We start from the raw sequence: 14,534 nt of genomic DNA on the forward strand, positions 1-14,534 counted from the left end.
TTCGCTATATGACCTTGGTTTGTAATCGAAAAAAATTGGCCGTTTAGTAACAATCCCTTAATTTTGGGGTTACATTCCTTTACAGAACCTGCTGTTTTTGGCGGACAGTTTCTTTATCCAATAAGTACCTACTTTAGTTGAATTGATGAACGTTCTGTTAATTTGCCTTACCACCGTAGTAGCTTATTTGTTAGGCTCAATCCCAACCGCAGTTTGGTATGGGCAGGGATTTTTTGGAATTGATATCCGAAAATTCGGAAGTGGTAATGCTGGGGCGACCAATACGTTTCGGGTACTTGGAAAACGAGCTGGAACCATTGTGATGCTGGTTGATGTGATGAAAGGCTACACAGCGGCTGTTTTGTCTACCCTTCTATGGTATGCCGATGTAATCACCGAGACCGAAATACTTACGTTTAAAATTGTTTTTGGGCTGGTTGCTGTAATTGGGCACCTGTATCCGGTTTTTGCCAATTTTAAAGGTGGTAAAGGCGTGGCTACATTGCTTGGTATGGTGCTGGCAACGCACCCCGAAATGGCGCTGGTGTGTATCGGAATTTTCCTGCTTGTAGTGATTGCCTCGCAATATGTATCGCTTGGCTCTATCATGGCCGCTTTAGCGTTCCCTGTATTGCTGCTTCTACAGATTTTCGGTCAGAAAGAAAATCCACTGCTGATTGTATTCGGTTTTGTGATTTTTCTACTGGTCGTATTTACTCATCACAAAAATATTGGTCGCCTGCTTCGGGGTGAAGAAAACCGAACCGTTCTGATCCGTTTTCGCAAAAAGCAGTAAGCCTTTTTTCTATACACTCAGTTTTGCCCCGTGGTTGCGCGAAAAGTCCGTAACTTCGGGGCAAACTTTTTTGGATGTATGATATATGATATAGGAAGTTTGATGTATTAATGGCTGAGCTATATCATACATCATACATCATACATCCAGATATGACTACCTACCTTGAAGCCAACAAACAGCGATTCCTGGACGAATTGTTTGATTTACTGCGCATTCCATCGGTTTCGGCTGATTCTGCGTTTAAAGCAGATGTACGTCGGGCGGCTGAGTTTGTAAGAGATAAGTTAACGGCTGCCGGCCTTGATAAGGCAACTTTGTATGAGACTCCAGGCCATCCGATCGTCTATGCCGAAAAAATAGTTGACCCTACAAAGCCAACGGTTTTGGTCTATGGTCATTACGATGTGCAGCCAGCCGACCCCTACGAACTTTGGGAGTCTCCTCCGTTTGAACCAACCATCCGTAACGAACGCGTGTATGCACGGGGCGCCTGCGACGATAAAGGGCAGTTTTATATGCACATCAAAGCGGTCGAAGCAATGGTAGCAACCGACGGCTTACCCTGTAACGTGAAAGTAATGATCGAAGGTGAAGAGGAAGTCGGTTCCGATCACCTGGGTATGTTCGTGACGGAAAATAAAGATCTGCTCAAAGCCGATGTGATTCTGATTTCGGATACCAGCATTATCTCAAACGAAACCCCTTCGCTGGAAATGGGCCTACGTGGTCTGTCGTATGTAGAAGTTCAGGTGACGGGTGCCAACCGAGATCTGCATTCGGGTGTATATGGAGGTGCTGTAGCCAATCCGATCAATGTGCTGGCCCAAATGATTGCGTCGCTTCATGATGAAAACGGACGGATCACGATTCCCGGTTTCTACGATAAGGTTGAAGACCTGACTGATGAAGAGCGGACTGAACTGGCGAAAGCACCGTTTGATCTGGAAGAGTATAAACGTGATTTGGGAATCAAGGATGTAATGGGCGAAACAGGCTATTCGACCAATGAACGTACATCGATTCGGCCTACGCTGGATGTGAACGGTATCTGGGGGGGCTATATTGGCGAAGGAGCTAAAACAGTTCTGCCGTCCAAAGCATCGGCTAAAATCAGTATGCGTTTAGTGCCTAATCAGACGCCCGACGAAATCACAGACTTGTTTACAAAGCACTTCCTGTCAATTGCTCCTCCGGGAGTTACGCTTACAGTGACCCCTCACCATGGTGGAATGCCTTACGTTACACCGGTCGATTCAGTCGAATTTGAAGCAGCCAGTAAAGCGTTTGAAGATGCCTGGGGTAAAAAACCGATTCCAACCAGAGGGGGCGGTAGCATTCCCATTACGGCGTTGTTTGAGAAAGAACTTGGTATCAAATCGATTCTGATGGGTTTTGGGCTGGATGCCGATGCGCTTCACTCCCCCAACGAGAGTTACGGCCTGTTTAATTTCTACAAAGGCATCGAAACCATTCCTTATTTTTATAAGCATTACGCAGCCCTGAAGCAGTAATCAGTTGTGCATCGCAAACCCTTCAAGCCTAATCCTGTCTTGTCTTATATGAAAAAAACGCTGTTGGCTCTTTCAATAAGTTTCATTGCTGCCAACTGGGCTTTGGCTCAGCAGGCTCCCACGTCGCAGCCGACTCGTGTCCTGACCCCCGCCGAGCAACGTCAGAAAGAAAAAATAGAGCGAGAAATTCAGCGGGAACGGCAAATTCGGGCAGAATGGTTGCAGAAACAGCGTGAGTACGAAGCCAAACAGGCTGAGAAAGAACGGCAGAAACAGGCCAAAAAAGCAGCAAAAGATAACCCGCAGCCGGAAACGGTCAAGCCGGTCCCGGCTGCGGTAACACCACCCGCTGCGCCATCAGTAGTTCCACCTGTTGTTAGTCAACCTGCCGAAACAACACCAGCAGTGGCTGAGCCATCACGAAAAGAGCTACGCGAGAAACGGAAGCAGGAAGAGCAGGAGGCCAAGGCTGCAAAAGCTGCACAGGACAAAGCCGATCGGGAAGCGAAAGCGGCAAAAGCTGCGCAAGAGAAGGCTGAACGTGATGCCAAAAAGGCTGCTGAATCGAGTTCGGCGTCCCCTCGTTCGTTTGCGCCACCAGCCCCAGTAGCACCGGCTCCAGTTGCGGCTGAACCCGTAGCTCCACCACAAACCGAAAAGGCGCAGCGTCCAAGAAAGGAAAAGAAAGCGGCTCCGGTTAAACCTGACTCCATAGCCGAAGTACTTGCCAATTCAGCAACACCATCGGTTGTTCGGGCCAATAAGGAGTTTTTGCCGAAAGGCCATTTGTTCGAGCCTATTTTGCTGGACCCTCTGGAAGCGCAAACATACGGTAGTGTTTTCCCTGCTTACTGGACTGAAGGTGAAAAATATAAAGGAAGTATAGTGCCTTTTGCGTTTGGTTTTGCCAAGCCCTTTTATCGACATACAAGTGCGCCCGACCGAGCCGAAGAATGGGTACTGGATTTAGCTTCATTTACCCAGTTTGAAGCCTACCATGACGCGGTGGCTAACAAAGCCCGTCGGCGGATTATGAACACGGATTACAAAATCAGTATCATCTATAATATCCGGCGGGGCGAGAACAATTACCGAATTCGGGTTTATCATCTATCGTCGCACCTGGGAGATGATTACATTTTTCGGAATCAAATAACGGCTCCTTCCCCGAATGCCGTAAACTACGAATTGCTGGATTTTACCTATAGCCGAACGGTAAACAACTGGCGGCTCTATGGTGGAGCAGGGGTTGTACTGCGTAAAACCGAGGAACGGAAGCCCCTGAGCGCTCAATTTGGTACATTTTACAAAAAGCCATCTACCAGAGCAACGCGATTAGTAGGTGGTGTAGATGTTAAATTCTGGCAGCAGACCAACTTTCGGCCAGGTATTCATGGTGGCATTGGCTTCGAACTGGGCCGTACACAAAATAATTTAACGTTTCTTCTGGAGGGGTATTCAGGATTCAGGCCGTACAGCCAGTACGAAGATCAACAAACAGCCTGGATTGGCCTGGGACTGTACCTGAACCCGTTCTGATGTAGGATATATGATGTATGTTATAAGCTGTAGGTGACATTATACTAAGCCTTATAGCATACATCCTACATCCTACATCACATATCATACATCATTTTATGAGTTTATCTGCATTAACAGCCATTTCACCAGTCGATGGACGGTATCGGTCTCAGGTTGAGGCACTGGCTCCTTATTTTTCAGAACTTGGCCTGATTCATTACCGGGTACGCATCGAGATCGAATACTTTATAGCACTTTGTGAATGGCCGATTCCTCAGTTGTCAGGTGTTGATTCGGTACAGTTCCCGGCTTTGCGAGCGTTGTATGAGAATTTTTCGGAGGCCGATGCCCTACGGATTAAGGAAATTGAAAAGACAACCAATCACGACGTAAAGGCTGTCGAGTATTTTATCAAAGAGAAACTGAAAGGCTCGCCAGTAGAGCCTTATCTTGAATTTGTTCACTTTGGGCTTACCTCACAGGATATTAACAATACGGCTATCCCGCTGCTATTAAGTGATGCCTGCGAAACTGAAATAAAACCATTATATCAGCAGATTTTTGTTCGGTTACAGGAACTGGCAGAACAATGGAAAGACGTACCTATGCTGGCGCGTACGCACGGGCAACCTGCGTCGCCAACCCGGTTGGGTAAGGAAATCCAGGTCTTTATTGAGCGCATTGAGAAGCAGTTGCACTTACTGTCGGATATCCCTGTAGCGGCCAAATTCGGTGGAGCAACGGGCAATTTCAACGCCCATTTTGTTGCCTATCCACACGAAGACTGGAAGAAGTTTGGCGATACCTTTGTCGAGAGCCTGGGTATGGTACGTAGCCAGTTTACAACGCAGATTGAGCATTACGATATGCTGGCGGCTACGCTTGATGCCTACAAACGCCTGAACACAATCCTGATCGATCTGGACCGTGACATCTGGACCTATGTGTCCATGAACTACTTCAAACAGAAATTGAAGGCGGGTGAAGTTGGCTCATCGGCTATGCCGCATAAGGTCAATCCGATTGATTTTGAAAACTCAGAAGGAAATCTGGGTATTGCCAATGCCTTGTTTGAGCACCTATCGGCCAAATTGCCTATTTCCCGGCTACAGCGCGACCTGACCGATTCGACCGTTTTACGGAGTATTGGTGTTCCGTTTGCCCATTCGGTTATTGCGTTGAAATCGTTGCTGAAAGGGTTGAATAAGCTAGAGTTGAATCAGGCTGCTATTCATGCCGATTTGGAAGATAATTGGGCCGTTGTTGCCGAAGGTATCCAAACCGTGCTCCGCCGTGAAGGATACCCGCAGCCCTACGAAGCCTTGAAAGCCCTAACGCGTACAAACGAGAAAATTACCGAGCAGGTGATTCAGCAATTTATTAATGAGCTGAATGTATCCGATGCTGTAAAAGCTGAACTTCGGGCTATTACACCGTTTAGTTATACAGGACTGTAATGTGAGCGGAAGCCCGCTTTTCTAAGCGTACATTTGTCGTGTAGTACAGTTAGAAAAAGCGGGCTTCTGTCCGCGTTACTAGCCTTTCGAAAGTTCGGTGGCCCGGATCTGGGCTGCCTTGATACCAGCAACTAACGTATCGGCCAAAGCGCCATTTTCAAACGTTCGTAGAGCGGCTTCGGTTGTGCCGCCTTTGGAGGCTACCGCTTTAATGAGATCATCCAGCGACTTGTCTGCATTATTGATCAGGTGATAAGCGCCAAGCATAGTCTGTTTAACCAATAAGGCAGAAACGGCATCATCGAAGCCCATCTGCCTGCCAGCATCAACCATTGCTTTTACCACATAGTAGAAATAGGCAGGGCCGCTACCACTCAAGGCCGTAACGGCATCGAGCATGGCTTCGTCTTCCAGAAAAATGGATCGCCCGGTGGCATTGATCAGGTTTTCGACGCGACGCAGGTTGGCTAGATCAACTTCTTTAGCAGCTGTGAAACCCGTAATACCCATACCCAGCATAGCGGGGGTATTAGGCATCGCCCGCACAACCAGCGGATGCCCGAGTTTTTCCTGAATCTGCGCGATTGGAATACCCGCCATAATCGATAAAATCACCTGATTTGGCTGGATTATGGCCCGGAGAGATTCGTGAACACTGTTGAAATCCTGTGGTTTGACAGATAAGATAATCAGATCCGTTTCGCCAACGTGCGGTCCGATGGTTTCTACCACAACACCGGCCTTTTCGGCCTTCAGCGCTTCTGAGCGATCCGCACTTTTTTCAATTAAAAGCAGGTTTTCTTTTTTTACCAGATCGTACTGTAAAAACGATTTGGCAAATGCCATACCCATGTTGCCGCAGCCAACAATAGCGATTTTCATAATGGATGGGGAAATGGATAAAGGAAGAAAGGGACGAAGAGAGTGAGATAAGCTTTCTCCCCTTCGTCCCTTTCTTCCTTTATCCTTTCGTTTATTTTACTTGTAACACTTCTTCTAATTTTTGCTCGAGCGCTTCTCCTCGCAGGTTTTTGGCAATGATCTTACCGTCTTTGTCGAGTAGGAAAGTAGCCGGAATCGCTTGTACGCCATACTGCTGGGCTGCTGCCGATTGCCAGAATTTCAGATCCGAAACGTGTGTCCAGGTCAGGTTGTCGTTGCGAATGGCTTTTACCCACTTGTCTTTTGTCTGGTCGAGCGATACACTGTAAATGGCAAAGCCGTGATCTTTAAACTTATTGTACATTCGGACCACATTGGGGTTTTCGGCGCGGCAAGGGCCACACCACGATGCCCAAAAGTCGATCAGTACGTATTTGCCGCGCAAAGACGAGAGGAGTATCGGATTTCCGGTGGTATCGCTCAGGGCAATTTCAGGAGCAGAGGCACCGATGGCAACGCCTTTGATTCGGGCAACCCGGCCAATTAGTGATTTAGCATGAGGACTATTCGGATTCTCTTTCTCGAACTTCTGCGCCAGTTGGTCGTAAACAGCAAAATCGGTATCGATATTAATGAAATTCAGCGCAAATAACGATACCAGCGAGGTGCCCATTTCGGGTAGCATGGCTTTTACTTTGTTGACTACATCCTGCTCGGCGGCCTGGTATTCCTGCTCAATCTGAGCAATCCGCTTATTATCTTTCTTTTCCGTAGCAGCCGCAACCTGTTTGTTCCACGTCTGTACTTTGGCTTCCATATCGGTACGGAGCGTATTCAGCTTCTCGTAATACTCCATGTTTTTGGAACCTATAATGGTAGCCTTTCCCATCTGGCCGGTTTTTTGATCCATTCGAAAGCCGTCGGCCGTTACTTTCAGGGTTTCGCCCCCTTCAACCAACAGGGCCATTTTTTGTCCACCTCCTACATTAAGAATGAATACTTCTCCACCATCGGCTACTTTGCCATTGAGGGTGAAGCTATTATCGGTTCCAACTTTTGTGGAGTCGATTTTACGCGTAGGTTGGGAGTTCGCTTCCAGGTAGACATAACTGCCCGGTGTTGCTTTGGCGATTTTTCCAGTTACGGTAAAAGGCTTTGTGTTTTGTGCGTTGGTTGTCAGGCTTAGGGCCATAAGGCTCGCCAGGCAGCATACTAAATGTTTCATTTTTTTTGTAGGGTCTTCGCTAACAACTCATTCACTAATTTGGGGTCGGCCGATCCTTTCGATTTTTTCATAACCTCACCGACAAACAGGCCCATTAAACTCTTTTTGCCTTTTTGAAACTGCTCTACTTTGTCGGGCCAGGCAGCCAGTACTTCTTCTACCAACGTTTGTAATGCATCGGTATTGCGATTCTGAATCAGTCCGTTGGCTCGGGCCAATTCTTCCGGCGATGCATCAGGCTGGGCAACTAACAGACCAAATACTTGTTGGGCCGCTGTCTGACTAACCGTTCCGTTGGCGACCAGCTCAATTAAGGCCGCTAATTGACTAGCCGAAACCGGAAACTGACGTTCGCGTAATGTTTTTTCTGTAAGCTGGCCTTTTACGGGACCCATAATCCAGTTCGATACGGCTTTATATTGGGTAGTATGCTGACAAACGGCTTCAAAATAGTCGGCCAGTTCCTTAGCATCGGTCAGTATAGCTGCATCGTACTCAGGTAAACCATACGTAGTGGTTAATTTTTGGAACAAAGCTGCTGGCAGCATAGGCATCCGGGCCTGAATGTCGGCCAGCCACTCGTCCGAAATAACCACGGGCGTCAGATCAGGATCGGGGAAGTAACGATAGTCATTCATCGTTTCTTTCTCCCGCATGGCGTAGCTGAGGCCCGTTGCTGCGTCGAAGGTGCGTGTTTCCTGAGTAATAGTTCCACCCGTTTCTACCAGTTCGACCTGTCGCCGGAACTCGCCATCCACTGCCCGCATAACGTTCCGTATGGAGTTCAGATTTTTTACTTCAACCTTCGTGCCGAGTTTTGTTGCCCCCTTCGGGCGAATCGAAACATTCACATCACAACGCAACGAACCTTCTTCCATATTTCCATCGCAGATGTCCAGATACCGAACCAGCCGCCGAACTTCGGTCAGGTATTGCCCAGCTTCATCGGCTGTACGGATACAAGGTTCAGTCACCATTTCAATCAGGGGTGTACCAGCCCGGTTATAATCGAGCTGAGTGGCCCATTCATCGCCATCGTGGATGCTTTTACCGGCATCTTCTTCAAGGTGAATATGGTGAAGCTGGATGGTCGTTTGATACGGTTCTCCCGTTGCAGGATCTTTTGCTTTTACCAAAATACCTCCGCCTACACAGATGGGACCTTTATCCTGTGAGAGCTGGTAGCCTTTAGGAAGGTCGGGGTAAAAATAATTTTTACGGGCAAATATATTTCGACGTGTGATTTCGCTTCCGCAGGCTATACCGATTCGAACAGCGTACTCAACGGCTTTCCGGTTCAGTTTGGGTAACGTGCCCGGATGCGCCAGCGTAATAACACTAATGTTCGTATTGGGTTCTGCCCCAAATGAGTTGGCATCGGCTGCAAAAATTTTGCTTTCTGTAAGCAACTGGCAGTGTACTTCCAGTCCGACAACCGCTTCGTATCGGGAAAGAATATCTGGCGAGAGGGCTGCTTCGGCTACCATAGGTAGATAGTATGATTTTACGCAAAGATAGCTAGAAATCAAACAGAGGGCGTAATGATTGCCAGAGTATCAATTACTAAACGAAACCACCGAACAATAAATACGCAGGAGGGGAGTTGTCCATGTCGGTAAACTTAAAGTCTAAAGTATAAAATGACTTTTTTGTCTACTGACCAACCCATAAGATGGATACCCAAACAGTTGAACTGGTTCGTGAAGGAGCCCTGGTTGTTGAGAAGAAATACAATTTAAGTTACGAAGAGTTTGCGGAAAAGCATCTTTTCGGCAATTATCCGGTCGTTATTGGTGATGCTTGCGCTGCCTGGTCGGCAAAGAATAAGTTTACCCCTGAATTCTTTAAGAAACATTATAGCGATCGAAAGGTAGAGATTAGCGGGAAGAGCTATACGCTGGGCGAATACATCGACTGGATGCTGACGGGTACAGAGGAGAATCCAGCCCCTTACCCGTGTACACTTCAGATTGAGCGGGATTACCCCGAACTGTTGCCCGACGTTTTACCTCGCTTTAAATACGCACTGCCCGATCGAATCAACAGTAAACTGCTGCCCAAACGATTTTTGTCGGGGGCGAACACACTGGAAATATTTTTTGGTAGTCCGGGTGCTCAGTTCCCCTACGTGCATTACGATTACATGTGTCTGCATGCCTACATTACGCAGCTATATGGCGAGAAAGAGTTTACGGTAATTCCTCCCGATCAGACACCCTATGTGTATCCCCGGCCCGATAATCTGTGGGTGTCGCAGGTTGATGATATCTGGAATCCAGATCTGGAAAAGTATCCTCTTTTTGCGAAAACTACACCTATAAAATTTGTGGTTGGCCCTGGCGAAACCCTGTTTATTCCCTGTGGCTGGTGGCATACGGCCCGTTCGTTAACGCCTACTATTTCGGTTGCGCTCGACTGCCTGAATGGTTCCAACTGGAAAAATTTTATGAACGAGGTCGATATGAATATACAGCAACGACGCCCTAAGCTGGCTGGTGCTGTTCAGACCTACCTGTCTGTAATCGGCTCAGTATTGGGCACAGTGGAAAAAATGGCGTAAGGAAGCACTGCTTTTCCAGACTACCAGTATCAGATTACGTTAAGTCGATATTTCAGATACGTTTGCGCTAACAAGGCAATTTTTTGCGGATTAGGCACTCGGATTCGCTCGTTCTGAATCCGGGATGCTGGGAGTTGTTTAATCTTATTGAATAAGGTCTGGTAATACATATATGCCAGATAAACACCCATTCGTGCACCACGAGGCAGGTTCATAATCCCGATGTAGGCCTCGTCGAAGTCGCGCTGAATATCGCATTCGATGCACTGTTTAACATCCAGATCGAAATTGCTGAAGTCAATACCCGGAAAGTACGTACGTCCCCGCTCCACATAGTCACTTTTCATATCCCGCAGAAAATTCACCTTCTGAAAGGCAGCGCCCAGTTTACAGGCTGGTTCGCGCAGACGATTGAACTCTGCCGGGTCGCCTTCGCAAAAAACACGAAGACACATTAAGCCAACGACTTCTGCCGAGCCATAAATGTATTGCTGATACCCTTCGGATGTATAGTTCTGATGGTAAAGGTCCATCTCCATACTTTTCAGGAAGGACTCGATCAGTTCATGCTCAATTTTGTATTGTCTGACCACCAACTGGAACGATTGTAGTACTGGATTCAGACTGATGCCTTCTTTGATGGCCTGATACGTATCGAATTTGAAACGATCAAGCAGCGTCTTTTTATCATAGTCGTGGAACGTATCCACAATTTCGTCGGCATATCGAACGAATCCATAGATAGCGTAGATCGGAAAATGAAATTTACGATCGAGGGTTTTGATGCCAAGCGTAAATGACGTACTGTAACGTTCCGTAATCAGCTTACTACATTCCAGTGCGGTTTTATTGAACAACGCCATCATAGAGTTTATAGCAGGAAGGGTTTAATGAGTAAATGCCCAAAAAGATACGAATCCTAAGTGTAAAGGCTATACATTCTTAGTAAATTCGATTTTATGTCATTTTGTTTAGTTATTTGGCTTATAAAGTTAAACAAATTCTTTAGCAACTTCATCAGCAACGACTAATCCTGAAATTAATGATGGTGGAACCCCCGGCCCTGGTACAGTAAGTTGACCCGTATAAAAAAGATTATTGACCTGTTTATTCTTTAACGAAGGCTTTAGAATGGCTGTTTGTCGGAGTGTATTGGCCAGGCCATAGGCATTACCCCTAAAGGCATGGTAATCGTTTTTGAAATCGCTGTGGGCATAGCTCCGTTTAAACACGATATGACTGCGAATTTCCTCGCCTACATAGGCTTCCAGCCGATCCATGATCATGTTAAAATAATGCTCGCGCGTTTCTGTATTATCGGTAAGATCGGGGGCTACGGGGATCAGCAGAAACAAGTTTTCACAGCCTTCGGGTGCTACACCAGGATCGGTTTTTGACGGCGCTGAGGCATAAAACAGCGGTTTGCTTGGCCAGCGTGGCGTTTCATAGATTTCCTTTGCGTGTAGTTTGAAATCCTCGTCAAAGAAGAGGTTATGGTGTTGTAAACGGGGAATTCGCTTGTTCACACCAATATAGAACAACAGCGACGACGGGGCCATTATACGTTTCTGCCAATAAGCGTCGTCGTAATTCCGATAGGGCTCTTCAAGAAGTTGCGTATCGACATGATGATAGTCGGCTCCGGCTATAACAACATCCGTTTCAAAAATTCCATTTTCGGTAATTACCCGCTTTGCATTTTTTGTGGCTATCTCAATTGACTTTACAGGCTGATTCAGCAATAATTTAACCCCTTTTTCTTCGGCCAGGCTAACCATTGCTTTTACTATTTCGTACATGCCGCCCATAGGATACCAAGTGCCCAACGCCATTTCGGCATAGTTCATAAGACTATACATGGCGGGTGTATTCTCGGGGGTGGCACCCAGAAAAAGGATCGGAAACTCAATAATCTCGAGCAATCGTGGATGCTTGAAGAATTTACGGGCGTGGGTAGCGAAGGATTGAAAAACATCCAGCCGCGTAACATCATAAAGAAGTTTCAGGCTCAGAAATTCGGTGATAGATCGGCTGGGCTTCCAGACAAATTTATTCATGCCTACCTCATACTTGTAGGAAGCCTGCTTTAGAAATTGGTGAAGTTTCGCCCCACTGCCTGGCTCGATCTGATCAAAAAGCTTCTCCAGATTTGGGATACCGGCGGGTAGATCAATGACCTCTGTAGAGCTGAAAATGACTGAATAGGATGGGTCGAGCCGAACAAGCTTATAATAATCAGAAGTTTTCTTGCCAAAACGCGAAAAATAGGTGTCAAAAACATCAGGCATCCAGTACCAGCTTGGACCCATGTCGAATGTAAAGCCTTTGGCCTGAAAAACCCGTGCCCGGCCACCTGGCATTTCATTTTTTTCAAGAACTGTAACATCATAGCCTTTGTCGGCAAGGCTGGTTGCGGCAGCCAGGCCCGCGAATCCGGCTCCAATAACAAGTACGCGCTGAGGCATTAGTCAGAAAATTGTTGATTGAGACAACACTATGCAGCTGAGGAAGCTATTTTTTTTTGTGAACCTACTCGAAAAATGATGAAAAAGCAGCCAGAGGCATGAATAAATATCGGCTACTACAGAAATAGAAAGAAGGGAAGTATGTTTCCGTAAACCTTTTGGAAAGCATATAGGAGCTGTACTAGCTATTGCAAGTGTCTGATTGGCAGGGGGTAAAAACAAAAAAAGTTGGGCGGATGCCACCCAACTTTTTCGAACCTTCCTCTTTTTTAACCAAAAACTACTCAATCAATATCTCTTAGACGGAGGGTCAGCAAAAAAGTATCACATTACGAATTAAAATATGCGTAAACTTTTAGCTGATCTTTCAATTCTTTCCGGGCAATATGAATCCGGTTTTTTACCGTACCAATAGGAATATTGAGTTTAGCTGCAATCTCGTGGTATTTAAATCCACGGAAATGCATCATAAATGGGGTTTTATATGTATCATCAAGTCCGTTGACTGCCCGATTGATATCATCCTGCGCAAACGACGAGTAGGCCAGGTTATCGGTGCTGCTCTCCATGGAATTGATATAATGCAGGTTGTCAGTTGTATCAATAAACGTGTTCTTACGAACCATGCGCTGATAGTTTGTAATGAATGTGTTTTTCATGATCGTATACAACCAAGCTTTCAGATTGGTACCATCCGTATATTTATCACGATTGGTAAACGCTTTCAGCAGGGTGTCTTGCAACAGATCGTTTGCATCTTCAACATCTTTTGTTAAACGCAACGCAAATGGGCGTAAAGACTTAGACACTTTGCCAATATGGTTAGTAAATTCGAGAGCTGTCATGGCTGTTTAGTTTTTCTGTTGAATCACATCTGACCTGTTTAAGACAAAAAAACAACCAGTCTCGTTAGAAGAATGGGGAATACGGCTATTTTTTATAGTAACTCATTGAAATACAAACGTTTAATTTTTGGCAAAATTATTTTTGTGAACAGAGTTAGCATTAATCTGTTGTAGCAAGTGTGGAATAATTCCCCCATTATGTGGAACGGAAGTGTGGATTTTGTTTAAAGTTTGTGGAAAATGATTGAACAAGTTCAGTAAATAAGGCGATCCGCTATACTAAACCTTCTTTTAACAGATCGTGCAAATGAATGAAGCCATATAATTGTCCAGATTCGGCAACAATAAGTTGTGTAATATCCCGCTCCTGCATTAGTTGTAAAGCGGCCACTGCATAGTCGTCAGGAGCTACGCAAACGGGCTGTTTGGTCATGACATCACAGGCACAAAGGTTCCAGAAGGAACTATGGTCATAAGCCATCCGACGAATATCGCCATCCGTTACAATACCGATTAAAGAACCGGCCTCATCCACAACGGCAGTGGCTCCCAGACGATTAGCGGAAATCGTAAAGATTACTTCCCGAACCGGTGTGCCTGATAAAACTCTTGGGCACTGATTGTGTGGAAAAATATCCGCTACTTTTAAATACAACTTTTTACCGAGTGAGCCACCCGGATGGTAACGAGCAAAGTCCTGCCGGGTAAAGCCGCGTAGTTCTAACAGGCTCACAGCCAGAGCATCGCCTAAAGCCAGGGCAACGGTTGTGCTCGTTGTCGGGGCCAGATTGAGAGGGTCTGCTTCGCATTCGACATAAGCATGAAGAACATAATGGGCATGACGAGCCAGATATGAATCCCGATCACTGACCATCGCAATCAGCCGAACACTGGTCCGCTTTAATAAAGGCAACAAAACTTTAATCTCAGCTGTATTGCCACTTTTGGAAATTATCAGGACGACATCATTATCCTGGATCATTCCCAGGTCCCCATGAATAGCATCGGCTGCATGCATAAATAGGGCAGGTGTACCTGTTGAATTCAGCGTTGCTACTATTTTCTGCCCAATCAGGGCGCTTTTCCCCACGCCTGTTACAACCAGACGTCCGGTCGTATTGAGCAACAGATCGACAGTAGCATCGAATTGATCGTCAAGTAAATCGACGATGTTACGAATGGCTTCGGCTTCGGCCAGCAGTACCGAACGAGCAATTGTGTTAGGATTTTTTATTACTTTCAATGTCAGATTTAGCAATCAGGAAATGT

12 protein-coding genes are annotated in these 14,534 nt (G+C 46.2%); 5 read left to right on the forward strand and 7 right to left on the reverse strand.

Annotated elements, in window-relative coordinates; translation table 11 throughout:
* Window positions 1–145 precede the first annotated feature (145 nt).
* The 4 genes from plsY (at window position 146) to purB (ending at window position 5,288) form a co-directional block, all read left to right on the forward strand.
* Window positions 146–796: a glycerol-3-phosphate 1-O-acyltransferase PlsY gene (gene plsY / locus BGO59_RS12515; RefSeq protein ID WP_293683962.1), complete on the forward strand. Its 651-nt coding sequence runs from the start codon at window positions 146–148 to the stop codon at window positions 794–796.
* 152 nt (window positions 797–948) lie between these two features.
* Entirely contained in the window at window positions 949–2,310 is a 1,362-nt protein-coding gene (locus BGO59_RS12520) for a dipeptidase (RefSeq protein WP_293683963.1), read from the forward strand.
* 48 nt (window positions 2,311–2,358) lie between these two features.
* A complete protein-coding gene (locus tag BGO59_RS12525; protein WP_293683964.1) occupies window positions 2,359–3,849 on the forward strand; it encodes a DUF1207 domain-containing protein in 1,491 nt (496 codons plus the stop codon).
* A gap of 98 nt (window positions 3,850–3,947) precedes the next feature.
* Window positions 3,948–5,288 carry an adenylosuccinate lyase gene (gene purB / locus BGO59_RS12530; RefSeq protein ID WP_293683965.1) on the forward strand — a complete coding sequence of 447 codons (1,341 nt, stop codon included), beginning with the start codon at window positions 3,948–3,950 and terminating at the stop codon, window positions 5,286–5,288.
* 78 nt (window positions 5,289–5,366) lie between these two features.
* Here purB and proC read toward each other — a convergent pair whose 3' ends face one another.
* The 3 genes from proC to gatB all read right to left on the reverse strand — a co-directional run bounded on the left by proC (window position 5,367) and on the right by gatB (window position 8,882).
* Entirely contained in the window at window positions 5,367–6,170 is an 804-nt protein-coding gene (proC, locus tag BGO59_RS12535) for a pyrroline-5-carboxylate reductase (RefSeq protein ID WP_293683966.1), read from the reverse strand.
* Window positions 6,171–6,261: 91 nt separating this feature from the next.
* Window positions 6,262–7,395: a TlpA disulfide reductase family protein gene (locus BGO59_RS12540; protein WP_293683967.1), complete on the reverse strand. Its 1,134-nt coding sequence runs from the start codon at window positions 7,393–7,395 to the stop codon at window positions 6,262–6,264.
* The gene (gene gatB, locus BGO59_RS12545; RefSeq protein ID WP_293683968.1) at window positions 7,392–8,882 is read right to left on the reverse strand and encodes an Asp-tRNA(Asn)/Glu-tRNA(Gln) amidotransferase subunit GatB; all 1,491 of its coding nucleotides are present in this window, start codon (window positions 8,880–8,882) and stop codon (window positions 7,392–7,394) included. Before gatB ends, BGO59_RS12540 begins: the two co-directional genes overlap by 4 nt.
* Window positions 8,883–9,067: 185 nt before the next feature.
* On the opposite strand from gatB, the gene BGO59_RS12550 reads away from it, so the two are divergent.
* Window positions 9,068–9,955, forward strand: coding sequence for a cupin-like domain-containing protein (locus BGO59_RS12550; RefSeq protein ID WP_293683969.1), 888 nt, complete (start codon window positions 9,068–9,070; stop codon window positions 9,953–9,955).
* 29 nt (window positions 9,956–9,984) lie between these two features.
* On the opposite strand, the gene BGO59_RS12555 is transcribed toward BGO59_RS12550, so the two are convergent.
* The 4 genes from BGO59_RS12555 to BGO59_RS12570 all read right to left on the reverse strand — a co-directional run bounded on the left by BGO59_RS12555 (window position 9,985) and on the right by BGO59_RS12570 (window position 14,508).
* Entirely contained in the window at window positions 9,985–10,821 is an 837-nt protein-coding gene (locus tag BGO59_RS12555; RefSeq protein WP_293683970.1) for a phytoene/squalene synthase family protein, read from the reverse strand.
* Between the two features lie 126 nt (window positions 10,822–10,947).
* On the reverse strand, window positions 10,948–12,420 hold the full coding sequence (locus tag BGO59_RS12560; protein ID WP_293683971.1) for an NAD(P)/FAD-dependent oxidoreductase: 1,473 nt from the start codon (window positions 12,418–12,420) through the stop codon (window positions 10,948–10,950).
* A 329-nt stretch (window positions 12,421–12,749) separates the two neighbouring features.
* On the reverse strand, window positions 12,750–13,265 hold the full coding sequence (locus BGO59_RS12565) for an RNA polymerase sigma factor (RefSeq protein WP_080059286.1): 516 nt from the start codon (window positions 13,263–13,265) through the stop codon (window positions 12,750–12,752).
* Window positions 13,266–13,539: 274 nt separating this feature from the next.
* A complete protein-coding gene (locus BGO59_RS12570; protein ID WP_293683972.1) occupies window positions 13,540–14,508 on the reverse strand; it encodes a KpsF/GutQ family sugar-phosphate isomerase in 969 nt (322 codons plus the stop codon).
* Window positions 14,509–14,534: the final 26 nt, after the last annotated feature.

The organism is Spirosoma sp. 48-14, from assembly GCF_001898575.1.
GTDB lineage: Bacteria > Bacteroidota > Bacteroidia > Cytophagales > Spirosomataceae > Spirosoma.